Raw genomic sequence first — 24,392 nt, forward strand, 5'->3', positions numbered from 1 at the left:
CGGCAATGTCCTGCATAGGCATACGGCGAAAGAATGGCTTTAGGCCATGTTTGCGCCGGCCGCCTGTCACTCAAGGGTGTTTGTACCGATCTTGATGTCGCCGAGCGTCCGGAAGGTCAGCCTTGCACCGATCGTCCAGTCGCTGGCCGACTCATCGTCGGAGTCCCGGGTATCGGTATAGGCGATCGTGAAGATCGTGCATTCATCCTCATAGGAGAGACCGAGCGTCCGGCGGCTGAGCACATCATTGTTCAGATCCCAGGCGATGCCGCCGAAGATCGACCAGTAATCCTTGAACTTGACTTTGCTGCTGGTCTGAATCTCGTCGTTGTCCTCGGCAAAGCCATAGGCCGGCTGGGCGCTGAGATGGGTGTAGGTCACCTGTGTCTGGAAGGTGTCGTTCTGGTAGGCTGTCGTCAGGTCGCCGCGGCGGAACTCGAAATCCTTCTCGTCGAGGCGGTAGGAGGCCGCGACGGAAACGCCGTACGGCGTTTCGACGCCGCCAAGGCCGACATAATCGGAGCGGTCGGTCTCCAGGCCGGAATCCGCACCGACATTGACGAGATCATCGGTCGCAAAGGAGTTCTGGCCGGCAATCTGATAGGATTGTCCGAAGATGCCGTGCAGTTTGTAGCCGCTGTCGAACGTCCCGGTATACTGGATGCCGACATTGGCGCGGGTGCCGCCTTCGACGCGATCGTAGCCCGAGAATTTATCGCGATCGAACAGCGAGGTGGCGTCGAAGACGAAGCTCTGCGCATCCTCGTTCGGCAGCCGGCCGGCGAGCTGCTCGTCGGGGCGGGCATAGATCTGCGCGATCGGTTCGAGAATATGGGTGCTGTTCTCCGTCGTCATCAGGATCGGATAGCGCAGTTCCAGCCCGGCGGTGAACATCGAGCGGGTGGCGGAATTGTCGTCGAGGTAGTTGCCGGCATAGGGAACGCCGTTGGCATTGACCGGACTGTCCATGTTGAGCGCGAAAGCATCGCCGCGCGCGGCCAGAAGCGGCGTGATCACCAAGCCGGTCGGCGTAACATAAGTGCGCTTCCACTGCAGTTCGGCCGTCAGGCGCGAGGTCTGTCCCTTCAGGCCGCGGAAGCGGTCGAAGCCATCGACGGTATAGAAGTCGTCATGGGTGCGCGAAATATTCGTCAGGTTGACATCGGCCGACAATTCGCCGCCGGCAAGCGGCTGCGGCGCCACATAGTGGTAGTCGAGCGACGGATAGACGATCGCCTGCTGCTTTTCGGCCGTGTTCTTCCGATCGGCATCCTGGACGTCGAAATAGAACGCCCGCATATCGAAATAATTGCGTTTCCCAAGTCCCGTCAGGTAGATCTGGTTCGTGCGATCCGTGCCGGTGAAATCCCGCAGCTTGTAGGTTTTCGAGAAATTGTTGTCGCTCTGCACCATGACGTCCCAGCCGAACGTCCAGCGCGGATTGATGCGGAATTCGGCCTTCGAGGCAACCATGGCACGCTGACCGGCTTCGGCATCGCTGGTGCCGGAGCTGAAATTGTCCGGCTTTGCCTGGTCAATGCCGGCGACGCGCAGAATATGTGTGCCGTTTTCGAAGCGCTGGCGGAATTCGCCTTCGACGAGGAAGCCCTGGGCGGTGTAGCCGGTGGTGGTGACCGTCGCGTCCATGCTCGGCGAGATCACGTAATAATAAGGAATTGAAAGACCGAAACCGAGATTCTGCGACAGGCTCATCGTCGGGAAGAGAAAGCCCGACTTGCGCTTCACCGTATTGTCGGGGACCTCGATGAACGGCAGGAAGGCGATCGGATAGCCGAGCAGCTCGAAGCGCGCACTTTCCAGACGGATCGTGTGGGTCACGCCGTTCTGGATCACGCGCTTGGCCTTGACCTGCCAGAAAGGCGCGCGCTTCGGGTCTTCGGCGCAGGGAAGGCAGGCGGTGTAGACGCCCTTATTGAGAATCATCATCGTGCCGCCGACACGCTGGCCGCTTTCGGCGACGATACGCGTATTGTCGGAGGTTTCGATGCGCAGTGAGTTCAGGAACCCGTCGGCGAAATTGTCGGTCACGTCTAGGTTGTCGGCATAGATGCGGTTGCCGTCCGGGCTGACCAGTTCGACATTGCCGAGCGCCATCATGCGGCCGGTCTTCTGATTGTACTCGACCTTCTGCGCGACCATCTTGTAGCCGCCATAGTTGATCTGCACGCCGCCGACCGCCGACACCAGATCGGCGTCACGGTTATAGACGAGTTCATTGGCCGAAAGCAGGAGCTTGGCCCCTTCCGGAATCTTCTTCCCAATATCTTGAGCGGACGTATTGGCCTGGCCGTAGGAGACCGGGACACTGCCGAAATAGGAACATAGAGTCGCGCCGACGAGCAGGGCAACCAACTGTTTACTAAAATACTTGCGGTCGCCTGCCGCCACTAGCCGTCCTCCTGATGAAGCAGAATCGTCGCACCCAAGGCCAGCGCGACGATCACCGGTATCCACGTCGCCACGAAGGGAGGCACGACTCCACTGCTTCCGAATGCCTTTACAAGCACGGTGATGACATAAAGCATGAAGCCCGAAAGGATGCCACCCAGAATCACGGAGCGGGATTGGTTGAACCGGCTAAATTTTAGGGACACTGTTGCAGCAATGAAAGTCATGGCTACCAGCAGCAGCGGCTGGGACAACAGGGAGTTGAATTGCGTCTCCAGCGCCTTGGTCGAGATGCCGAAGGATTTGGCCGCGGCGATGCGGTTGGAAAGGTCAAAGAAACCAATTGTTTCCGGCGCTGTCAGCCGCTCCTGGACGAAGTCCTGTTTCAGATTGGTGCGAAGTTGAACCGAAGCTTTACGCATCGGGATTTCGCCAGGCTTGCGCTCGACAACATTGTTAAGTTGCCAGTAACCATCTTCCAATTTTGCCGTCGCGGCGTCCTGTCTCAGAATGACCTGACCGCTTGAATCGAAATGGATCAGCACGGCGTCGATCAGCTTGGTTCCGTTCTCCTGAACCGTCTGGGCGCCGATGATGACATCGTCCCGGCCGCTGATCTGACGCAGCCACGGAATCTGCGGCGCCTTGCGCAGAACCGCGTTCTCGCCGCGCCAATCGGATTCGACGAGCAGCGCCTGACGCTGCCCCCAGGCGGCAAGCGGATTGAGCGCCATCATCGTCAGCAGGCCAAGTATCAGCGAGCCGGCGATGAAGGGGAACATGAACTGCCAGACCGAAATGCCGGCAGCGCGCGTGACGACGAGCTCATATTTGCGGTTGAGCCCGATCAGCACCGTCATGCCGACGAACAGCGCGATGAAGGGCACCGTCTGCTGCAGGATGAGCGGCAGGCGCACGGCGGTCATCAGAATGCCGCCGCCGATCGTGTAGCCGGGTAGGCCCGACATCCGGCCTGCCGTCTCGCTGAAATCGAGAAGGAAGGAGATCGCCGAGACGCCGATCAGAAACCAGCCCATCGTCGCCAGGTAGCGGCGAAAGAAATAACGCGACAATGTCCCGAATATCATTGGGCGGCATCTCCGCCGGTCCTGCTGGTTGGGGCAAGCAGCCTTTCCTGCGTCCGTCTCCAGAAAGACGACATCCGGTCGCGGATGAACGATGGTACGGCCAGTCGTTTGTGAAGGCCGAGGAAGACGATCGAGATGATGCTGCTGACGATCGGTATGGCATAGAGAACGACGATATATTCAGGATCGGTATCGATCTGATTGGCAGCGTAAAACGCCGCCCATCTGAGCGCGAAGGCATAGGCGAGCGCGCTCACCATCGGATGCAGCCGCGCTTCGCGGTGCGAACGCGCATCACCGGCAATCGCCAGCGAAAACAGCGCGAAGACGACAGGCAGGACCCAGTCCGTCAGCCGCCGATGCAGTTCGGCGCGATAGCTCTGCGGCCGGATCGTATAGTCCTTGTCGGCCGGATCCGGGTTGAGCAGGAACCACAGGTCGCGGTCGCTGGCGCGCAGCGTCGCCTGGCCGCGATTTTCCGTCATGTCGGAGAGGTCGAAGGAATAGGAATCGAAATTGATGACCGAGACATTGCCGTCGGGGGTTTTGCGGTGCACCTCACCTTCGTGCATGATCAGCGTCGTGCCCGTATCGTCGACGGCGCCTTCCTTCGCATAATAGATCAGCTCGTAGGCCGGATCGCGCTCGTCGGCGACGAAAAGGCCCTTCAGCATGCGGCCGGCCATTCGCTTCGAGATCTGCACATAAAGACCTTCATCAAGCTTGCGGAAGGTCTTTTCTTCGATCACCGAAGACAGCAGGTCGGCATAGGTCTCGGCGATCATCTGGCGCACGACGGTCTTTGCGCGCGGCTCGACGACGTTATCGACGAAGAAGGAAAAGAGGCTGACGACGGCGGCAAGCAGCAGGATCGGGCGGATCAGCACGCTGCGCCGCGCCCCGGCCGCGTCGATGACGGTCAGCTCGGAATCGTTGTTCATCGTCGTCAGCGTCTGGGTGATGGCGATGACGAGGGCGAAGGGCAGGACAACAGGAATGATCGACGGCAGGATCATCGTCGCGAGCTTGGCGAACGAACCGATCGACTGGCCGCTGTCGGTGACCAGGTTGATTCGCTGCAGAACCTGAGTCGTCCAGATGATCGCCAGAACGGGCAGGAGCGCCACGAGAAACATCTGGCCGACGCGCCGCAATATGTATGTCTCAAGTAGTTTCATGCCTGCCCTTGAAAGCACCTGCACGCCCAAACGGCTTTGCAGGAGAAACCCTCTACGCTCTTTGTCGCCGTATTGCGACAAGCTGGTGTCAAAAATTCATTCAATTTTCAGAATTTTTTTGATGCTGTTGCGACTCGGTTAACGCCAGCAACGCGGCGAAGACGACAAGCGAGGAAAGCCATCCGAGAACGACGTCGGAAAGGTAGTGCGCGCCGAAGGATAGCCGCATCGCAGGCGTCAGAATAGAGATCGCCGCCAGGGGTGCTGCCACCGCATACCGCAAGGATTTCGGCACGAAAAGCAGCAAACAGAAAAGCCAGCCGGCGCTCGCGGCCTCGCCAGAGATGAACGAACAGTTCGAAACGCATTTTCCGGCAAGCGAACCGGCCTCGACGAAATGCAGCGCGCCGCCGAAAATGTCCGTCTGTATCGGCCGCGGCCGGCCCCAATGTTCCTTCAGCACGACATTGACGAGCAGCACCGGTCCGATCAGCAGCGTTCCCAACGCCACTTTCAGCTTGCGCGCCCGTTCGGCCTTGAAGGTCGCGCCATGCTGCTGGTAGCATTCGATGAATTTCCACACCATCACGATGGCCACCACATAGGGCAGGCGGAAGAAGATGGTGCGCAGCAGGTCGAAGTTCCCCGAGTCGCGATAAGGAAAGCCGCCGCAGATGCTTCCGGCCGCTGCCGTCGGATCGCAATCCGTGGCCAGAAAAAAAAGCTGGGAAAAATAGATGTCTATCCCGGGAAAGGCGCGGAAGACGGCAAGCAGCGCCCACCACACCCAGAACAACAGCATGAATGCACCGAAAGTCGTTTTAGGCAGGCGGACTACTGGCCCCCGCGGGCGATTTTTCGAAAAAACTGTCAACGCGAATATCTATGAAACTGACGAAAACATGAGGGCCGTGATGACCGCGGGCGACCATAACAATTGTCGCAAGCCATTGACAGACCCGCCAAACGCGAAATTATCCGCCGGGAACGGATTTCAAAGAATCCCTGCGGAGAAGACATGTCAGCAAAGTTCGAAATCTCATTTTCAAAATCGGTAAAGCTCACCGGCGGCCTGGCGATCCTGCTGAAGACCGGCGAAGCCGACAGCGCTGCCGGCGCCGAAACAGTCGATCCGGCGGGCGTGATCGCCAAGGCCGCCAGGATCTCCAGATTCTCCGCGAAATCCATGAGCGCGCTCGATATCGTCGCCCCGGAAGGCGCATCCGTCGAGCGCATCGTCGTCATCGGGCTCGGCAAGGCCGCCGACCTCACCGCCCATGACTGGCTGAAGGCCGGCGGCAGTGCGGCAGCGAAAATCAAGAATACCGACAAGGCTGCCGTGTTCATCGACGTGCCTGGTCTTCAGACGAGCGTGCGGGCAGCCGCCGATTTCGCGCTCGGCATGCTGCTGCGCGCCTATAGTTTCGATAGCTACAAGACGAAGAAGAGCGACGACGAGGAAAAGGCGGGGAAATCCGTGAAGGTGACGATCGTCACCGCCGATCCGGCCGGCGCCAAGAAGGCGTTTTCCGATTCCGAAGCCATTGCCGGCGGCGTCAATCTTGCCCGTGACCTCGTCAACGAACCGCCGAACGTGCTCGGCCCCGTCGAATTTGCCGCCAAGGCGAAGGAGCTGGAAAAGCTCGGCGTCGAAGTCGACATCCTGACCGAGAAGGAAATGCGCCGTTTCGGCATGGGCGCCCTTCTCGGCGTTGCCCAGGGCTCCGTGCGCCCGCCGCGCCTGGCGGTCATGCAGTGGAAAGGCGGCAAAGCCAAGGATCGTCCCATCGCCTTCATCGGCAAGGGTGTCGTCTTCGATACCGGCGGCATTTCGATCAAGCCGGCCGCCGGCATGGAGGACATGAAGGGCGATATGGGGGGGGCGGCAGCCGTCACCGGCCTCATGCATGTGCTCGCCGCCCGCAAGGCCGCCGTCAACGCCGTCGGCGTCATCGGCCTGGTCGAGAACATGCCTGACGGCAACGCCCAGCGTCCTGGCGATATCGTCACTTCGATGTCCGGCCAGACGATCGAGGTGATCAATACCGATGCCGAAGGCCGCCTCGTGCTCTGCGATGCCCTCTGGTACTGCAACGATCGTTTCAAGCCGCAGTTCATGATCAATCTCGCCACGCTGACCGGCGCCATCGTCGTGGCGCTCGGTAGCGGGCATGCCGGTCTGTTCTCCAATGACGACCAGCTTTCCGCGCAACTGACGGCAGCTGGCCTTTCCACAAACGAGAAGCTCTGGCGCATGCCGCTCGGCAAGGATTACGACAAGCTGATCGACAGCAAGTTCGCCGACATGAAGAACACTGGCGGCCGGCAGGCCGGCTCGATCACTGCCGCGCATTTCATCAAGCGCTTCGTACAGGACACGCCCTGGGCGCATCTCGACATCGCCGGCACGGCGATGGGCTCGCCGCAGGACGAGATCAACCAGTCCTGGGGTTCCGGTTTCGGCGTGCGCCTGCTCGACGAGCTCGTTCGCGCCCATTATGAAGCCTGATGACGGACGTTCTCTTTTATCATCTGACCGAAACCAGGCTAGAAGACGCGCTTCCGCCGCTGATCGACAAAAGCGTCGAGCGCGGCTGGCGCGTCGCCGTTCAGACGCGTGAGCCGGCGCGGCGCGATGCTCTCGACGCGCATCTCTGGACGTTTCGCGAGGAGAGTTTTCTGCCGCACGGCACCGACGAGGGCGATTTCGCCGAAAGCCAGCCCGTGCTTTTGACGGTGACCCCAGGCAATGCCAATGCTGCGACCGTGCGTTTCGTCATCGACGGCGCCGAGCCGCCGCCGGTCGATGCCTATGAGCGCGTTGTCTTCATGTTCGACGGCCACGACCAGGCGCAACTGGAGGCCGCCCGGGCGCAATGGAAGAAGCTGAAAGGCGAGGGGCATAACCTCACCTATTGGCAGCAGACGCCGGAAGGGCGGTGGGAGAAGAAGGCTTGAGCGTGTCACCGCGGCGGTGGCGCGTTACCGCGTCAAGCCTTTGTCGTCGTCGAGATTGGTGAGGATATTGAGCGGCACGATTCCCCCGGCACTTTCCGAGGCTTTGAGTGCCTCCACCGCCAAAACCCGATCTCCATTCGGACTGACGAACGCAAAAGCCCATGCCCGCTCGGCAAAACTGTTCAGCGGCATTTCCGTCCAGCCCGCCAGGCGTTCGGCATAATGAGCTTTGAGGATCTGGGGATCGGCGGCGCTGTCGAGATTGCGCGCCAGGATGCGCATGGATTTCTGGCCGAACTGGGCTTCCAGCTGGTCCAGCACCGTTCTGGCCGCTCGCCAGTCCTGCGCCTGGGTCGCCGAACCGAACGAATATTCCTCCGATCGGGAAATGCCCGGCGCATCGGCAGGCATGACGACCTGTTCGTCCGAACATGCGGCGATGCCGAGAACCGGCGCCAGGAGGGCGCCGATTGTCAGCCTACGAAAAACCTGACCCTTGCGGCGGGTCTTGCTGCTCATGCGGAGCCCCCGAAACAACTGTCATAAGCCTGCAAAAGTCCAAGATGGCGTCCCAAAGCCGCCAATGGCTCAGTCGTGGAACGCGTCCACGAATTTCCGCTTGCCGAGCATGAAGGCGTCGGCGACGTGGCGCAGCGGCGCCAGATCCACATCGGAGGTGCCGGCTCTGATGATTTCGGCAAAGCGGCGGTAGAGGGAGGGATATTCCTGCTCCGGCTCGGCAAAGGTCAGCGTGCCGTCGATGGAAAGCTTGGCGCCGCCTTCGGCGAGAACCATCTGGCCAGCCGCCGTCTCCGCGACGATGTCCCAGCTCTGCTTGCCGGTCTGGCGCCAGTCGAATTCGGCATGAACCGGCAGGCCGTCGGCATCGCGGAAACGAATGTCGGACGCGATGGGCGCATCGCGGTTTTCAGGAAATTCGAGCACGGCCTCAGTGATGAAGATCGGTCGCGGCAGGATATGGGTGACGATCGACAGCGCGTTGATGCCGGGATCGAAAACGCCGAGGCCGCCGGCCTGCCAGATCCAGTCCTGGTTCGGATGCCAGTGGCGTACATCTTCTTTCCAGATCACATGCACGCTTTTGATCGTCGTCGAAGCCAGAAACGCCTTGGCGGCCCCGACGGCCGGCGCATAGCGCGAATGCCAGCTGGCAAACAGCGACGCGCCCTGCTGGCTCGCAAGCGCCTCGAGATCGGCCACTTCGCTGAGCGTCGCGCCGGGCGGCTTTTCCAGGAAGACGTGCTTGCCGGCGACGAGCGCCTTATAAGCCGCTTCGTAGCGATACTGCGGCGGCATGCAGAGCGACACCGCATCGATCGATGGCTCGGCGTCGAGCATCGCCTCGATCGTCGTATAGCTGTTGATGCCTTCGACCGTGCCATGACGGCTTGCCGTGGCGACGAGCTTGAAATCGGCGTTCTTGGCGATGGAAGGGAGGTGCTGGTCGCGGACGATCTTGCCGACGCCGACGATGGCGAGGTTGATAGGAGACATGGTTTCGCTCGAGCCTGTAAAAAGTATGATTTATTGCGCTTCTTTTAGCAGAAAGGAGAGCGCCGACAAGCTCTCCCCCTTCATTCTATTCTATCCTACCGCATGATGGCCGTCTTACCTCATGATAGTTTGGCGAAGGAAGCTGTAACCCATGGCCGCGCGGGCGGCGCGCTCTTCGGAATTGCCGTCGCCGCCATGCCCGCCCGAGCCGAATTCATGGAAGAGCGGCCGGTGTCCGGCTTCCTCCAGCCGCGCGGCGAAGCGGCGCGCATGCGAGGGATGCACCCGGTCGTCATTGGCCGAGCTTTCGATATAGATCGGCGGATAGCTGATCTCGGTCGCCGGTCTGACATTGTGAAGCGGCGAGTAGCCGAGCATGAAATCCCTATCCGCTGATATCTCCGGATCGCCATATTCGTCCATCCAGGCCTGCCCGGCGCTGAACAGGTGGAAGCGTGTCATGTCGAGCACTGGCACCTGGCACCAGACGGCGCCGAAATCGTCCGGGTAACGCGTCAGCATCACGCCGGTCAGCAGGCCGCCATTGCTGCCGCCCTGGCAGGCGATCCGCGACGGCACGGTGTAGCCGCGGGCGACAAGATCGCGGGCGATGGCGACGAAATCGGCAAACGCCCTGTCTCGCCCCTGCCGCTTGGCGCTGCGATACCAGTCGGGCCCGAATTCGCCGCCGCCGCGGATATAGGCCTGCACATAGGCGCCGCCCTGCTCCAGCCAGCGTCCTGTCACGCCGGAATAGGTTGGCGACAGCGAAACATCGAAGCCACCATAGCCGTAAAGCAGCACCGGCAGCGCGCCCTTGGTCCATTGCTTCGGCAGGACCAGCCGATAGGCAACCCTGGTTCCGTCCTCGGAAACCGCCTCCAGCAGTTCGGATGACATGCCGGTCGCATCGAAATAGCTGGGTGCCGCGGCGATGAAAATCGGCTCGGCCTGCTTGCTGCGGTCCGACAGCTCGAGTCGGTAACAGGCCGGAGGCTGCAGGAAGCCCTGGCCGATGATGCACAGCGTATCGTCGCCAAGATGCAGATCCGCATAGAGCGGCCTGAAATGAGCCGTCTGCATGTCCGCCGGCAGCGCGATCTCGCGCTGTTCGGCATCGGGCTTCGTCAGATCAAGCACCATCAGACGCGGGCGCAGCCGATCGGAGATGATGAAGACGCACCACTCGCGCATCAGCATCAGCTGCGAGATCGACTGGCCCTCGCCAGGCTGAAACAGGATCCGCTCCGGCCCGAGCGGATCTGTCTCCGAGCCCGGATTGAAGCGCTGCAGCACCAGGCTGCCGGTGGGCACGCGTTCATCGGTCTTTGCCCGCCAGAGGCAGTGATCGCGATTGAACTGAAAGTCCGATTCCTTGGGCAGATCGATGCGCCGCTGCGTGCCGTCGTCGGCGGTCAGGAAGGCGCTGGCCACGCCGATCTCATGGGCGGCGACGAAAATGTCGATCACGCCCGCATGCGCCGAAGCGCCCGACTGGGCGGGGTCGATGACGAGTTTGGAGGCATAGACGTCCTCGTCGGCGGCTTCGAATATGATCGCGGCCTCTTCCGGCCGCTGGCCGCGCTTCAATCGCCGCCCGACGCGCGGCCATCCGGAACGGGTCGCCGAAAATCGGTCGATGGAGCCGAAATAGCAGATCTCGTCGCGGCTCAGCCAGTTGGCATGCGATCGTGCGGCCGGCGTATCGAAACCGCCCTCGACGATCTGTTTGCTCTCGGCGTCGAATTCGAGCAGCCGGAGAAGATCGGAGCCGCCGTCCGAAAGGGTGAGCAGCACCCGGGTCGGCTCCCACGGGCAGGTGACGGCGCCGCGCCAGTTCCAGCGCTTGCCTTCACTGACGCAGAAGGCATCGAGATCGAAGACCGGCTCCCAATCGGCATCCGGCCGCGGCTCCTGGTCTTCAGGCAGACGGAGCCAGACGCCGAGCGGATTGTCCTTGCTCTGCCGGAAATCGAACAGCCAGCCGCCGCGGCGTATCGGCACGATCAGCCGGTCCTGCCGCTCGATCAGCGCCTTGATCGCATCGCGATCCCGGGCGAATTCAGCTGTTCTGAGTGCCGCGTCCGAAACCCGGTTATATCCGTCGATGAACTGGCGGGTGCGCGGATCGTCGTCCGTTTCGAGATGAAGGTTCATAGCTGACCTGCCGGCTCCTGTTTCGCGTCTTTTCAGACGCTGTAGCATTTTGAATTGTGCAGGAGCCAATATTTCGCAGAGTTAGGGCGAAATTGGCGCAGGCCGCGTCAGGCCCAGATGCTCGCGAAGGGTTGAGCCGCCATATTCCCTGCGGAACAGGCCGCGCTCCTGCAGGATCGGCACCACCAGCTGCGTGAAGTCTTCCAGGCCTCCGGGGAAGAAGGGCGGCATGATGTTGAAGCCATCGGCGGCTCGGCTGTCGAACCATTGCTGCATCCTGTCGGCGATTTCGACCGGCGTGCCAAGGACGATATGATGGCCGCGGCCGGCGGCGACGCGCAGCGCCAGCTGCCGGATGGTCAGATCCTCGCGCCTTGCCAGCGCCATCAGCAGTTCGGCGCGGCTGCGCAACTGATCTGAGATCGGCAGATCGGGCAGGGGGCCGTCGAGATCGTATTCGGCAAGGCTGTGGCCGATGCGTTCTTCCAGAAGCGGCATGGCGCTTTTGATGTCCGTCCACCTGTCGAGTTCTGCAAGTTTGTCCGCGGCTTCCTTGGCCGTGCGGCCGATTACCGGCAGAAAACCAGGCATGACGGCGACGTCGTCCGGCTGGCGCCCGAAACGAGCGACACGCTCCTTGAGGCTTCTGTAAAAAGCCTGCGCCTCTTCGAGGCTCTGCTGCGCGGTGAACACCACGTCGGCGGTGCGGGCGGCAAGATCCTGGCCCGGTCCGGACGAGCCGGCCTGGATCAGGATCGGGTGGCCCTGCGGTGCACGCGGAATATTCAGCGGACCCTTGACGGAGAAATACTTGCCCTTGTGATCGAGGACACGGAGCTTGGCCGGGTCGGCGTAGACGCCGCTCTGCTTGTCCTTGACGAAGGCATCGTCGTCCCAGCTGTCCCAGAGCCCGCGCACGACGTCGACAAATTCCTCGGCCACGGCGTAGCGCTCGTCATGCTCGGGATGGGCTTTGGAGAAATTGTTCGCCGTGCGGGCATAGGAGGTCGTGACGATATTCCAGGCGGCGCGGCCATGGCTCAGATGGTCGATCGAGGCGAAGGCGCGGGCGGTGTGGTAGGGCTCGCCGTAGGTCGTCGAAGCCGTTGCCGCCAGGCCGATCTTGTCGGTCACCACGGCCAGCGCCGAAAGCAGCGTCAGCGGTTCGAAACGGGCGATCGTCGAGGGATGCGCATCGATGCCGCTGGTCAATCCATCGGCCAGGAAGACCATATCGAATTTCGCCGCTTCAGCGATCTCACACACGCGCCTCAACAGGCCGAAATTCTCGCTTCCCGCCTCGGCGTCAGGGTGACGCCAGCCGGATACGTGGTGGCCTGCCCCTTGCAGGAACAGGCCCAGATGGATTTCTCTCTTGCGGGTCATGGCAAAATCTTTCGTCAAACGAGGTCTTGGGCGGCGTCTTGGTTGAGCAGCGCCAGGAGTTGGGCAAGGTCGGCGGTGCTGTGCATTGTCCGGACGAGCGAGGGGATGTCGGCGAAGGCCTGATGACGACCGGTCGCGCCACGAAATTTTTCCGTCGGATTGGTCAGCCCCGGCAGGCCGTCGAAACGGCGCTGTATCGTGCTGCCGTCGGCAAGCGCGATATCGACGATCACGAAGCGGGTCTGTGGATCGCTCGACATGCGCGGCGCGGCCTCGTCATGGCGGCGGCCGGTGCGCTTGGCGAGCGCCATCAGACGTGGCTCGACCGGCTGCCCGTCAAAGTGATCGAGCCGCAAGGCGCCGTCGATCAGGGCCGCCGCGAACACATATTCCGGGCTGAAGCGGGCCTCGATCCCGTTGGTGGGCTCGCTCACCACCAAGGCTGCATCGGCACCGGGGGGATAGGTGAAGGTGATGTGCTCGATTGCGTCTGCGCGCAGGCCTTCGCGGTTGAGGTCGATGCCGAGAGAAGCGACCGGATGGCTGGCGGTGCAGCAGGGATAGGCCTTCAGCGTCAGCCCGGGCGCGACGATCTGCCAGGGTGAGCCCCAGTTCTCGGTCAAGGCGGACAGGCGTTCCGCGCCGAAGGCAAAAACCGAATGGAAGCCGACCGGATTGTCGAGAAAATCGGACGCGCCGCCAAAACCCGCCCCAGCCAATCGCGCCGACAACAGACCGGATCGCGCCGCCATGCCGGCATGAAATGGTTTGGCGTCCTTGCCGAACTGCAGCCGCAGGCCGGAGGACTGCGTTGCTGCAAGGCCCAGTGCAATGGTGGTCTCGTCCGCAGAGGCGCGCTTGAGATGGGCAATTGCGGCTGCCGCGCCCATCGTGCCGAGCGTTGCCGTGGCATGGAAACCCTTCTCGTAGTGTTTCGAGCCGAGCGACAATCCCAGCCGCGCCATGGCTTCGAGCCCGACGATATAGGAGGCGACCAGCGCCTCCGCGGAAAACGCGCGCCCGGCGGCCAACGCCAGCAGCGCCGGAACGATCACCGTCGTTGGATGGCCACGCACGCTTGCATGCACGTCGTCATAGTCGAGCACATGACCGGCATAGCCGTTGACGACCGCAGCCGCCAGCGGATCGGTTCGGCGCGGGCTTCCAATCAGGATCGCCTCACCCGGCAGATCGGCGCCGACGGCATCGGCCAGAAGGCCGGTCGTGTTGTCGCGGGCGCCGGCAATCGCGCAGGCGAGAAAATCGATGATCGCCAGGCGGGCCGCGCCCATCGCCGCGGGATCCTTCGACGGGTCCGAGGAGATGATCGCCTGCGCGAATGCCGAGGTTAGCGGTGCGAATGTTCTCGTCATGACAATATCCTAGATGCCTTCGCCGCGCTCCATTCCGCGCCCGCCGGCTAGGCCGCCGACGAATTGGCGGATACGGGGATTGTCGAACGTATGGAATATTTCTTCGGGGGAGCCGTGGTCGACGATGCGTCCGTTCTCGGTGAAGACGACGGTGTCGCTGATCTCCTCGGCGAAGCGCATTTCATGGGTCACCAGGATGCTGGTCATGCCGTCGCGGATGAGGTCGCGGATCACCCACAGCACTTCGCCGACAGTCTCGGGGTCGAGCGCCGAGGTCACTTCGTCGAACAGCACCAGTTCCGGCTTCATCGCCAGCGCGCGGGCAATCGCCACGCGCTGCTGCTGGCCGCCGGAAAGCTGGCCGGGATAGGCGCCTGCTTTTTCGGAGAGCCGCACCTTTTCGAGCAGTTCGCGCGCAAGTTTTTCTGCCTTGTCCCGCGCGACGCCGAGGATGCGGGTCGGGGCCAGCACGATATTGTCCAGAACCGTCAGGTGAGGAAAAAGATTATATTGCTGAAAGACGATGCCGACGCGCTTGCGCAGCGCAATGCGCTCGCTTTCCGTGGCCAGCTGGTCGACGCGGGTGCCGCCGACCGTGATGCGGCCGCGCTGCGGCGTCACCAGTGCGTTGATGCAGCGCAGGATCGTCGACTTTCCCGAGCCGGATGGGCCGATGATGGAAACCGCATTGCCTCTGTTGACGGTCAGTTCGATGCCCCTCAGCACCTCGGTCTGACCGAAGGAAAGGTGCACGTCTTCCAGTCGCACGATCGTGTCGTCGCTTTTTGCGTTCATCGTCTCAAATCCTGGAGGCCGCGTTGAAGCGCCGCTCGAGGCGTCGGGTCAGGCGGGCGATCGGGTAGCAAAGCGTGAAAAAGGCGGCCATCACCACGATATAGGCGATGATCGTGAAATCGAGCCGGCGCACCGCCGTGCTGGCATCGGTTGCCGCATGTAAGAGTTCATGCACGCCGACCAGCGAGGCAAGCGACGTGCCCATGGTGATGGAGGCCAATATGTTCATCCATGGCGGCAGCGAGCGCCGCAGGCATTGCGGTAGAATGATCCAGCGCAGCGCCTGGCTGCGCGAAAAACCAAGCCCTTTTGCCGCTTCCCATTGCGTGGTCGGGATGGAAAGGATGGCGCCACGGGTGATTTCGGCCACATAGGCGCTGGCCGGTATGGCAAGCCCGATCACCGCCTTCAGCCAGTCGGGGAAGGGCAGGTAATTGCCGAACACGACGATCTCGAAGGGAAAGATGTAAGTCGTGGCGAAAATCAGCACGAGATGCGGGGCATTGCGGAAGGCCTGCACATAGGCGACGACCGGGTAGCGCACCGGCCTGTAGGGCACCAGTTGAAGAATGCCGAATATGATTCCGACCATTGTTCCGAGTGTCATCGCGCTGAGGCTGATGACGACGTTCATCAGGAAGCCGGAGGCGAGATACGGGATCCACTCCGCCAGTTCGCGCCCCAGGGTGAGATCGGCCAGCGACCAGAGGAGAATGACGGCCGGGAGTGCTGCGAAGCCGATATTGCGCAGCAGGTGGCCGCTCTTGCGCGGCTCGGAAAGCGCCACCGTCGTCATAGGCCATATCCCGGAACGGCGAGCTTGCGTTCCACCCACAGGCCGACGCGGGCGATGACGAGATTGATGATGCTGAAGAACAGCAGGATGACGATCATCAACGACAACACATTGTCGCGCTGTGTCCACACCATGATCGAGGCATAGGTAATCTCGCTGACCGCGATCGCATTGCCCACCGTCGTCAGTTTCACCAGGTTGATGAGGTTGTTGATCATCGCCGGCAGCGACGCCCGGAACGCCAGGGGAATTTCGACGTAACGAAGGATCTGCAGCTTGCTGAAGCCGATGCCGCGCGCCGCTTCCACGGTCGAGGCCGGAACCGCTTCGATGCCGGCGCGGATCGCCTCGGCATGCAAGGCGGCAATGTGCAGCCCGACCACCGCCACCACCCAGAAGAACGGCGTCAACGGATTGTTCTGCGCGCCGCCGACAAGGTTCGACACGAAGGTATTGAGGACGAGGAAGCTGAACATCAGTTGCACCAGCGTCGGCGTGTTTCGGGTGATCTCCACGAAGGCGCGCACCGGCGCCGAGAGCCAGAGCCTGCCCGATGTCAGGCAGGCGGCAAACAGCAGTCCGGCAATCAGGCTGACCGGGATCAGTAAGGCGATCAGATAGAGCGTGGTTATGAAACCGTCACGCCATATCTCAGCCTCGTAGCCGGTTGCCAGAAACTCGTAATTCAGGCCGAGCCTGTTCGTCAGGTCGACAAACAGGCTGGTTATGCCGCTATTCCACATGTCGATCTACCAGTGCGCGCGCCGTCTTATTTGCTGGCTGACAGGGTGTTGCGCTCCTGCTCGAGATATTCGGTGTTGCTGAGCCTGTTCGCCTTGGCAAACTCCAGCAGCTTTCCGGAGGTATGAAGCTGCCGGATCGTCTTATCGAGTGCCTCGGCCGTTTCCTTTTCGCCTTTTCGAACCCAGATGACGGAATCGGACGGGATCAGTTCCGTCGGGAAGAGAATGGCGTAGTCCTTCCAGTCCTCAGGGCGATCCTGCAGCAGCAGGCCAAGGGTTGCGCCGACATGCACCGCGACCACGCAATTGCCCCCCTGCAGCGCCAGCAGCGACTCCGGCTGGCTCGGCAGGCCTTTTACCTCGGCGCCGTATTTTTCGATCAGCGGCTGGGTGTAGTTCGACCCTTGCGAAACGCAGACCGGCTTTCCCTTGAGATCTGCCCAATCCTTCAGGCCGCTGTCCTTGCGTCCGACGGCGGCACCGCCGCTGCGGTCGTACGGCGTTGGCACCCAGTCGAGGATTTTGGCGCGATCTTCGGTGTATTGCATGTTGGCAATCAGAATATCGACCTTGCCCTGCTGGAGAAACTGCACCCGGTTCGGCGGCGTGACGGTGACGGTCTCGAGTTTGACGCCGAGATCGTCGGCCAGCGCTTTGGCGATATCGAGATTGTATCCCTTCTGCGTTTGCGACGTCGGATCGATATAGCCGAACGGCGCGCCGGACAGGATGACGCCGACGGTGAGGGTGCCGCGGGCTTTAATGCGATCAAGCGTGGCGTCCGCGAATGCCTGCGTTGCGGCCAGCAGCGAAATCGACACGGCGAAAAGCGCCTTTGGCAGAATTTTATGTGACATGTTTGAGCTCCATTACGAAACGAAAGAAGGAAAGAAAGGGATGGAAAAGAGAAGTCCGGACGACATCGAAGTCGGCGATGAGGAGGGCGCTTCGGGTATGATCTCGCTCATGCCTCGTCTCCGGATGCGTCGAAACCGCCGGCCTGAAGAAGAGCCGCGACCGCCTTTCGGGCAATCTCCGCCGGCCTCGCTTCCGGTCGCAGGACCGATGCGGCAAGCACGCCTTCGTAGACTACGAGCAATTGCTCGCTGATCTCGTCGTGAGCCGGGCTTGGCGGGACAAGCCGGCCGAAGAGTTCGCGAAGAAAGGCCTTATGCGCGCGGGCCACGTCCCGGATCGCTGCCGAGCCGGGGTTTTCGGTCACCGCAATGAGGAAGGCGCAGCCCCGGAAGTTTTCGTTGCGGGTCTTGTCGGCCAGGCTATCGAAGATCGCGAAAATGGCTGGTGCACTGCTTTTGCCGGCGACGAGCTTCTCCAGTTGGTCGCTGACCAAGGTATGGCGGTGACTGAGATAGGTGACGATGAGACCCTCTTTGCCGTCGAAATGACGGTAGAGAGTGGCGCGGGCGATTTTTAATTCCCGTACGATTTCGTCGATGCCGACCAGATAGGTGCCGCGCCGGTAGAAAAGGTCGCTGATCGCATCGATTATTCTTCCGCGGGTCGACAATTGGGCAGTTTTGAAAGGCATCGGTGACCGGTGAGAGAAGGAACGTTCTTTCTCGAAAAGATCACTATCACGATCGTTTTTATAGATTTTATTTTTTCAAATACCTGCGACCTTTGAAAAATCCTCCGAGCGAGACGCCGTTGATTGGCCTCTCGTCTAACGCGTGGTCACGAAATCGGCCGAGGCGACGAGATTGTTCGGCGCCTGCGTCTTCTTGAACTTCAGCGTCACCACCTTGTAGCCTTCGGCTTCGAGTTCCGAGAGCAGGGTCGGCAGCATCGTTGCCGTGCGTTTGTGGATGTCATGCATCAGGATGATGCCGCGGCCGCGCTTGTGCAGCAGGTCCATCGTCCGCTGCGTGACGGAGGCCGGCGTGATGGCGAAATAGTCCTTGCTGTCGATATCGACATCCATGACCACCATATCCCGCATGGCGATGGCGGCACGCAGCCTGTGGCTTTCGGCAAGATAGGGGAAGCGGAAGAAGGAGACGTCGGTTCCCGTCGCCTTGGTCACCGCCATTTCGCCTTTGATCACCTCGGCCATCGCCGCGTCGAAATCAAGCGAAGTCAGATCGGCGTGGTCATAGGTGTGACTGCCGATCGTGTTGCCGTCCTCGGCGACCTTGCGGGCCAGCGTCGGATGCATTTCGGCCATTTCGCCGACCATCATGAAGGCGCCCTTGACGCCGAACTGGTCGAGGATTGCCAGCACCTTGTCGGTCCGGCCGGGGATCGGGCCGTCGTCGAAGCTCAGGATCACTTCCTTGTCCTGCAGCTTGAGACCGCCGAGCGAGGAGACCTCCAGCGTCCGTCCGGCCAGGTGGTGCCAGCCGGTCATGCGCGGCGGCGCATCGTCGCCGGCATAGGCAAGTTTCCGCGCCTCGGGCGCAATTACCGAGGAGGTCTTGATCGATGTATCCGGGGCCTGTTTGGTGGTGCTGCAGGCAGACAGGGTGGCCGTGAGGGCCATGCAGGACAGAATAAAAAAGCGATACATCGAAAGGGCTCAACAAATCGGTAACGAATGTTGAGACAACCTTTCGAATTATGGTTAACGATTGGTTGATGGTGGCCGGAATTGTGCCGATGCGCGGCACTTCGCCACGCTTTGAACGGGGCATGATGCCGAAAAGTGTCAGCGGTTTTCGGGCGACATCATGCTCTAAGGATGTGGCTATCCCGCCATGGCTTCTTCGTATTCGGCCGAAAGCATCAGCCAGTCTTCCTCGGCGGCAGCCAGCTTGGCCGCAGCCTCGCCGCGCTGCTTTGCTTTCTCGGCCGCCTTGGCGGGCGTCTTTTCGTAAAGGGCGGGATCTGCAAGTTCCGCGTCAAGCGCCTGAATCTGTTTCTCCAGCTTCGCCGTCAAGGATTCGATTTCGTTGATCTTTTTCTTGAGCGGCGTCAGCGAGGCGCGACGTTCGGCATTGAGCTTGCGCTGGTCGGCCTTCGACGTCGCATCCTCAGTCAGCTGCGGCTTTTCTTCTTTTTTTTTACCCGAGGTAACGATCAGGTCGCGGTATTCGTCCATGTCGCCTTCGAAGGTCGTCACCGTGCCGCCATTGACCAGCCACAGCCGGTCGACCGTCGCTTCGATGAGGTGACGGTCATGCGAGATCAGGATGACGGCGCCTTCGTAATCGTTCAGCGCCTCGATCAGCGCCCGGCGGCTGTCGATATCGAGATGGTTCGTCGGTTCGTCGAGGATCAGCAGATTGGGCGCATTGAAGGCGGCGAGCCCCATCAGCAGCCGGGCTTTCTCGCCGCCGGAAAGATCCTTGGCGGCGGTTGCCATCTTCTCGGTCGCAAGTCCCATTTGGGCGACGCGGGCGCGCACCTTGGGCTCCGGCGCGCCGGGCATCAACCGGCGCACATGTTCCACCGGCGATTGCTCGGGAATGAGGTCGTCGAGCTGGTGCTGCGCGAAGAAGCCGATCTTCAGGCTCGGCGCCAGCTTCACTTCGCCGCTTTCCGGCGCAAGCCGGCCGGAGATGAATTTGGCGAAGGTCGATTTGCCGTTGCCGTTCGAGCCGAGCAGGGCGATGCGGTCGTCATTGTCGATGCGCAGGTTGAGGTTCTTCAGGATCGGATTGCCGGGTTCGTAGCCGACGGCGCCGCTCTGGATCGCAACGATCGGCGAGGCCGGCTGCTTTTCCGGCTCGGGAAAAGTGATCGGCTGTACGTGATCCTCGATGACCGCGGCGACCGTTCCCATGCGCTCGAGCGCCTTGACGCGCGATTGCGCCTGCCGGGCCTTGGAGGCCTTGGCCTTGAAGCGATCGATGAAGCCCTGCAGATGTTTGCGCGCCGCATCGTTCTTGGCCTTGGCCTTGGTCTGCAGCTCGTCGGCTTCCGCTTTCTGCCGCTCGAACTGGTCGTAGCCGCCGCGATAGAAGGTCAGCTTCTTCTGGTCGAGATGGACGATTGCGTTGACTGCGTTGTTCAGGAGGTCGCGGTCGTGGCTGATGATGATGACGGTGTGCGGATAGCGGCGGACATAGTCTTCCAGCCACAACGTGCCTTCGAGGTCGAGATAGTTTGTGGGTTCGTCGAGCAGCAGCAGGTCCGGCTCGGAAAACAGCACGGCGGCAAGCGCCACGCGCATGCGCCAGCCGCCTGAGAAGGAAGAGGCGGGGCGGGCTTGCGCCGCCTGGTCGAAGCCGAGGCCGGCAAGAATGCTCGCGGCGCGCGCCTCGGCCGAATGCGCGTCGATATCGACAAGGCGCATCTGGATTTCGGCGATGCGGTGCGGATCGGTCGCCGTTTCCGCCTCGGCCACGAGGGCCGCGCGTTCCTTGTCGGCTGAAAGCACGATCTCGATCAGGGATTGCTCGGTCGCCGGTGCTTCCTGCGCCACCTGGCCGATGCGCGCCGCCTTGGGGATCGACACCGATCCGGTCTCCGAGCCGAGGTCGCCGGTAATGACGCGAAACAGCGTGGACTTGCCGGCGCCGTTGCGCCCGACCAGCCCCGCCTTCGTGCCCGAAGGCAGCGAAATGCTGGCATTGTCGAGAAGCAGGCGCCCGGCAATGCGGGCGGAAATATCGGTGAGCGTGATCATGGCCGGCGTTTTGGCTGAAAGCGCCCGCCAAGGCAAGAGCACTTATCCCTACGCCAAGCTTGCTTGTGCGCTGACAAGCTTGCTTGTCCCACGGCAAGCTTGCTTGTCCCACGGCAAGCTTGCTTGTCCGTCCGGCGGCGCGCTGTCCGCGCCTTCAGTGGCCGAAAGCCTGCACCGGCTGGCGGGGGTTCGTCTGCGCGGCGAGAAGCGCCACGCGGGCATTGGCCTGCAACTGTCCGGGCGTTGCCGCGTCCGTGCTGAGTGCGACGCCGACCGAGATGGTCAGCCTGCCGCGATCGGCCCTGTCGGAGGTCGCGAAGACCAGATTGTCATCGACGGAAGCACGAAGGCGCTCGGCGATCGTCATCGCATCCTGCATGCCGACATTGGCAAACAGGAAAGCGAATTCGTCCGCCTCGGTGCGGGCGACGAAGTCGTTCTTCTTGACCGATTTGCGGAAGAGGGCTGCGAGCTTCTTCAAGAGCTTGTTGCCGGCCTGGGTGCCGTATCTGTCGTTGAGATCGGTGAAATTGTCGATGTCGACCATAACAAGCGCGCTGCCGGCGAAACCTTCTTCGCGCTCATAGAGATCGGCGATCTCGCGGTGCAGCGCGATGCGGTTCGGAAGTCCGGTGATCCGGTCGGCGACGGCGGCCGACTGCATCGCCGAAATGCCGCGCTCCAGCGTTTCCAGCCTCTTGATGTCGTCCTGCAGCTTAGCCGCGATCTCCGTTTCCGCCGACAGCACCGTGGCCAGCGAGGCGGAGAGATAATCGACCTCGCCGAGGAAGGCGGCAAGGCTCTGGTTGTCGTTGCCGGAAACCGATTTCAGGATCGTACCGCAGGCGCGCGCAAAGGCGTCTTTGTGCCGCAGCCCCTCGGCAAGCCTCTTCGCCACCTCGCGCAGCATCCGGCTCGCCTCGTTGCGCGACGTCTCGCCGGCCAGACCGCAATGGCCGACAAGGCGGTATTTCAATCCGAGTTCGTCGAGCATCGCCTGTTGCGGCTGCGGCCCGAGTGCTGCGATATCCTGGGCAAGACCGGCATTGAGCCCGATGATCGCCTCATGAAAGAGTTCGTAGTTGCGCGGCAGCGCCGCAACGTTCAGCCGCGCCAGGTGCTGGGCGATCCTCTGAATGTCGGCCATAGGCGTCGGGTGCGCCGCCTCGCGCGGCACCAAAGTGTTTGCGCTTGCATTCTGCATGACAATCCCTCGCAGCCCGGCTTTTCCCTTCATTCCGCTATGCCTGCAAGGCTTTAAAAGAGGTTGAATTTTGGGGCGGAAAGCCCTGGATTCGCGGCGAAACCGGCAAAGGCGGTTAATGCGGTCTTGATGACGCAGGCTGCCTCACATCCACTCGCGGCCCTCGCTGCGCAGGAAATAGATGAGATCGAGGCTGAGGCTCGGCTTGCCGAGCGCCGTCAGCGTCATGTGGCACTGGCCGCGATGATGGGTCTGGTGGTTGAAGAGATGCGCAAGCGCCGGCTGCAATGGCTGGGTGATTTCGATCGGCTGCGTCACCGGCACATAGGTGAAGTCGGCGGCAAGGCTTGCCTCGTCAAGCATGCCCGTCCAGGCAATGATCCGCTCGTCCTCCGCGCTGCGTGCCACGGCAAGCGCATCCAGTTCTTCATAGAGAACGGCATCCAGTGTCGCCGGCGCCTCGCCGGTGCCGGTGAAGCGCTTCATCCATATCCGGTCGGCGACGAGCAGATGATTGAGCGTGCGGTGCAGTGACCCGAAAAAGGCGCCGCGGTCGCTGCGGAATTCGGCGTCGCTGAGCTCGGCCGCCGCAGCGTAGATCTGGGCGTTGGCCCAGCGGTTATAGGCGGCAAACATCCTGTAATGTCGGAGCATTCGGTCCCCCTGTCGTGATTGCGGCAGTCTAGCCAGTTTCCCGAGAAATCCGAGTGATGGGGCCATGAAATTTCCTGATTTGATCGCAGCCGTTTTCTGTCGTGGAATGCGCAGCGCTTCGATCTCGAAAGGACTGCCATGACCAGAGCCCTCTATTCCCTGTGCGGCGCCGACAAGCAGCACCTCTTCTCGCCCCATTGCTGGAAGGCGGTGATGGCGCTGGCGCATAAGGGGCTCGCTTTCGAGGAGATTCCGACGACCTACGCCCGCATCGGCGAAATCGGCGGCGGTGTCTCGCCGACTCTGCCCGTGCTCGACGACAACGGCCGGCTGATCCCCGACAGTTTCGCCATCGCCCTCTATCTGGAAGAGGCCTATCCCGAGCGGCCGTCGCTGTTTGGCGGCGAGGGCGGCAAGGCGCTGTCGCGCCTGGTCGAGGGCTATTCGCAGATGATCATCCATCCGGCGATCACCCGCATTGCCCTTCTCGACATCCATGCGATCCTCGACGAAGGGGACAAGGCCTATTTCCGCCAAAGCCGGGAAGCTCGTCTCGGCAAATCGTTTGACGCCGTTGCTGCCGACAGCGAGGCGGAGAAGGTCGCCTTCGGCGCCAAGCTGGAGCCGCTCCGGCACATGCTGAAATTTCAGCCCTTCATCGGCGGGCAGACACCGCTCTTTGCCGATTATATCGTCTTCGGCGCGCTGCAATGGCTGCGCGTCTGCACCGGTCTCGCCATGCTGGCAGCCGACGATCCCGTCCTGGCCTGGTTCGAACGCTGCCTCGATCTCCATGAAAGCCGCGGCCGGACTATGACAGCGGCGTGAAATTGCTGCGGTGGCTGTGTTTAATTGACGTTCAGGTGCCGCCACATCATCAACGCGGATCTGGGAGTTAGCGTAGCGGGCTAGGTTTTCCGAAGACACGGCCTACCAACGATACGATCGCGTTTGCTGCCGAAGCGAAAATGGAAGGCTTTCGAACGATGGGCGGCAGGCCCATTTCCAAGCGCTGCCGAGGCGTGAGCGATACGGTATCGACGAGGGTCCACGCATCGCCGGTGGCAACATCTATCAATCCGAGATCTGCTGCCGCTTTGACGACGTCATCATCTGCAAGACCGATACCAGTAACACGGCCTCCTTCTGCAGCAATAGCAGTCAGAAGCTTATCGATTTCCTGCGAATACGACACTTTTCGCCCCCCAAGCACCTCGCAACCCCAGCGCACCGAGTAACAGCTTGTGAAATGCTCGTAAATCGCAGGTAACGTTGGTCATGGAAAGAGACCAAAAATGGTCAGCCAGGTTAAACCTTGCTTCACACTGTCCTAGAGGCCATTAGTTGTATCCAGCAACCTAAGAAGAAAATGATTTCGACAGCGGGTCTTTCAGCGAATGCCTGGCTGGAATATGAGGTTATCTGAGGCTGCATTCGCTTTTAGCGGAAGTTCGGCACCGCCCTTACATAACCCTCAGGGCGCGGCAGTTTCTGTTGCCATTCGATCTTGCGCGAAGTGTCATTCGAATTTGCGCGCTACAGCTACAA

The 24,392-nt window shown here is 61.5% G+C and carries 22 protein-coding genes; 3 read left to right on the top strand and 19 right to left on the bottom strand.

Annotated features, from left to right (window positions below; genetic code table 11):
* Positions 1–66: 66 nt before the first annotated feature.
* From AF337_RS22825 to AF337_RS22840, 4 genes are all read right to left on the bottom strand, one after another.
* Positions 67–2,409 carry an LPS-assembly protein LptD gene (locus tag AF337_RS22825; protein ID WP_049733930.1) on the bottom strand — a complete coding sequence of 781 codons (2,343 nt, stop codon included), beginning with the start codon at positions 2,407–2,409 and terminating at the stop codon, positions 67–69.
* Positions 2,409–3,497, bottom strand: a complete 1,089-nt coding sequence (gene lptG, locus AF337_RS22830; protein ID WP_049733931.1) for an LPS export ABC transporter permease LptG — start codon at positions 3,495–3,497, stop codon at positions 2,409–2,411. Before lptG ends, AF337_RS22825 begins: the two co-directional genes overlap by 1 nt.
* A complete protein-coding gene (lptF, locus tag AF337_RS22835) occupies positions 3,494–4,675 on the bottom strand; it encodes an LPS export ABC transporter permease LptF (RefSeq protein WP_049734135.1) in 1,182 nt (393 codons plus the stop codon). The genes lptG and lptF overlap by 4 nt, the downstream gene beginning before the upstream one ends.
* A 100-nt stretch (positions 4,676–4,775) precedes the next feature.
* On the bottom strand, positions 4,776–5,549 hold the full coding sequence (locus AF337_RS22840) for a phosphatase PAP2 family protein (protein WP_049733932.1): 774 nt from the start codon (positions 5,547–5,549) through the stop codon (positions 4,776–4,778).
* 144 nt (positions 5,550–5,693) lie between these two features.
* Here AF337_RS22840 and AF337_RS22845 point away from each other — a divergent pair, with 144 nt between their 5' ends.
* Positions 5,694–7,184 (top strand): leucyl aminopeptidase, encoded by a 1,491-nt coding sequence (locus AF337_RS22845; RefSeq protein WP_049733933.1) that lies wholly within the window; start codon positions 5,694–5,696, stop codon positions 7,182–7,184.
* Complete coding sequence (locus AF337_RS22850) at positions 7,184–7,633, top strand: DNA polymerase III subunit chi (RefSeq protein WP_049733934.1); 450 nt, start codon at positions 7,184–7,186, stop codon at positions 7,631–7,633. Before AF337_RS22845 ends, AF337_RS22850 begins: the two co-directional genes overlap by 1 nt.
* A 24-nt stretch (positions 7,634–7,657) precedes the next feature.
* Here AF337_RS22850 and AF337_RS22855 read toward each other — a convergent pair whose 3' ends face one another.
* The 14 genes from AF337_RS22855 to AF337_RS22920 all read right to left on the bottom strand — a co-directional run bounded on the left by AF337_RS22855 (position 7,658) and on the right by AF337_RS22920 (position 22,844).
* Entirely contained in the window at positions 7,658–8,152 is a 495-nt protein-coding gene (locus tag AF337_RS22855) for a hypothetical protein (RefSeq protein WP_049733935.1), read from the bottom strand.
* Positions 8,153–8,221: 69 nt separating this feature from the next.
* A complete protein-coding gene (locus AF337_RS22860) occupies positions 8,222–9,148 on the bottom strand; it encodes a Gfo/Idh/MocA family protein (protein WP_049733936.1) in 927 nt (308 codons plus the stop codon).
* Positions 9,149–9,262: 114 nt separating this feature from the next.
* Entirely contained in the window at positions 9,263–11,305 is a 2,043-nt protein-coding gene (locus AF337_RS22865) for a prolyl oligopeptidase family serine peptidase (protein ID WP_049733937.1), read from the bottom strand.
* Between the two features lie 81 nt (positions 11,306–11,386).
* Positions 11,387–12,691 (bottom strand): LLM class flavin-dependent oxidoreductase, encoded by a 1,305-nt coding sequence (locus AF337_RS22870; RefSeq protein ID WP_049734136.1) that lies wholly within the window; start codon positions 12,689–12,691, stop codon positions 11,387–11,389.
* Positions 12,692–12,705: 14 nt separating this feature from the next.
* Positions 12,706–14,064 (bottom strand): MmgE/PrpD family protein, encoded by a 1,359-nt coding sequence (locus AF337_RS22875; protein WP_049733938.1) that lies wholly within the window; start codon positions 14,062–14,064, stop codon positions 12,706–12,708.
* Between the two features lie 9 nt (positions 14,065–14,073).
* On the bottom strand, positions 14,074–14,859 hold the full coding sequence (locus tag AF337_RS22880) for an amino acid ABC transporter ATP-binding protein (RefSeq protein ID WP_049733939.1): 786 nt from the start codon (positions 14,857–14,859) through the stop codon (positions 14,074–14,076).
* A 4-nt stretch (positions 14,860–14,863) separates the two neighbouring features.
* On the bottom strand, positions 14,864–15,655 hold the full coding sequence (locus AF337_RS22885) for an amino acid ABC transporter permease (protein ID WP_049733940.1): 792 nt from the start codon (positions 15,653–15,655) through the stop codon (positions 14,864–14,866).
* Positions 15,652–16,398 carry an amino acid ABC transporter permease gene (locus AF337_RS22890; protein WP_049733941.1) on the bottom strand — a complete coding sequence of 249 codons (747 nt, stop codon included), beginning with the start codon at positions 16,396–16,398 and terminating at the stop codon, positions 15,652–15,654. The genes AF337_RS22885 and AF337_RS22890 overlap by 4 nt, the downstream gene beginning before the upstream one ends.
* A gap of 26 nt (positions 16,399–16,424) precedes the next feature.
* On the bottom strand, positions 16,425–17,255 hold the full coding sequence (locus AF337_RS22895) for a transporter substrate-binding domain-containing protein (protein ID WP_049733942.1): 831 nt from the start codon (positions 17,253–17,255) through the stop codon (positions 16,425–16,427).
* A 107-nt stretch (positions 17,256–17,362) separates the two neighbouring features.
* Positions 17,363–17,947, bottom strand: a complete 585-nt coding sequence (locus AF337_RS22900) for a TetR/AcrR family transcriptional regulator (protein ID WP_049733943.1) — start codon at positions 17,945–17,947, stop codon at positions 17,363–17,365.
* 135 nt (positions 17,948–18,082) lie between these two features.
* The gene (locus tag AF337_RS22905) at positions 18,083–18,925 is read right to left on the bottom strand and encodes a polysaccharide deacetylase family protein (RefSeq protein ID WP_049733944.1); all 843 of its coding nucleotides are present in this window, start codon (positions 18,923–18,925) and stop codon (positions 18,083–18,085) included.
* A 177-nt stretch (positions 18,926–19,102) separates the two neighbouring features.
* Positions 19,103–20,986, bottom strand: coding sequence for an ABC-F family ATP-binding cassette domain-containing protein (locus AF337_RS22910; protein ID WP_049734137.1), 1,884 nt, complete (start codon positions 20,984–20,986; stop codon positions 19,103–19,105).
* A gap of 154 nt (positions 20,987–21,140) precedes the next feature.
* The gene (locus AF337_RS22915; protein ID WP_049733945.1) at positions 21,141–22,190 is read right to left on the bottom strand and encodes a GGDEF domain-containing protein; all 1,050 of its coding nucleotides are present in this window, start codon (positions 22,188–22,190) and stop codon (positions 21,141–21,143) included.
* A 144-nt stretch (positions 22,191–22,334) separates the two neighbouring features.
* The gene (locus AF337_RS22920) at positions 22,335–22,844 is read right to left on the bottom strand and encodes a DinB family protein (RefSeq protein ID WP_049733946.1); all 510 of its coding nucleotides are present in this window, start codon (positions 22,842–22,844) and stop codon (positions 22,335–22,337) included.
* Between the two features lie 138 nt (positions 22,845–22,982).
* On the opposite strand from AF337_RS22920, the gene AF337_RS22925 reads away from it, so the two are divergent.
* The gene (locus tag AF337_RS22925; protein WP_049733947.1) at positions 22,983–23,672 is read left to right on the top strand and encodes a glutathione S-transferase family protein; all 690 of its coding nucleotides are present in this window, start codon (positions 22,983–22,985) and stop codon (positions 23,670–23,672) included.
* Between the two features lie 67 nt (positions 23,673–23,739).
* Here the strand turns inward: AF337_RS22925 and AF337_RS42485 are convergent, their stop codons facing one another.
* A complete protein-coding gene (locus AF337_RS42485; protein ID WP_128146108.1) occupies positions 23,740–24,039 on the bottom strand; it encodes a hypothetical protein in 300 nt (99 codons plus the stop codon).
* Positions 24,040–24,392: the final 353 nt, after the last annotated feature.

Origin of the sequence: Rhizobium ecuadorense, assembly GCF_001187535.1 — a bacterium.
Lineage (GTDB): Bacteria > Pseudomonadota > Alphaproteobacteria > Rhizobiales > Rhizobiaceae > Rhizobium > Rhizobium ecuadorense.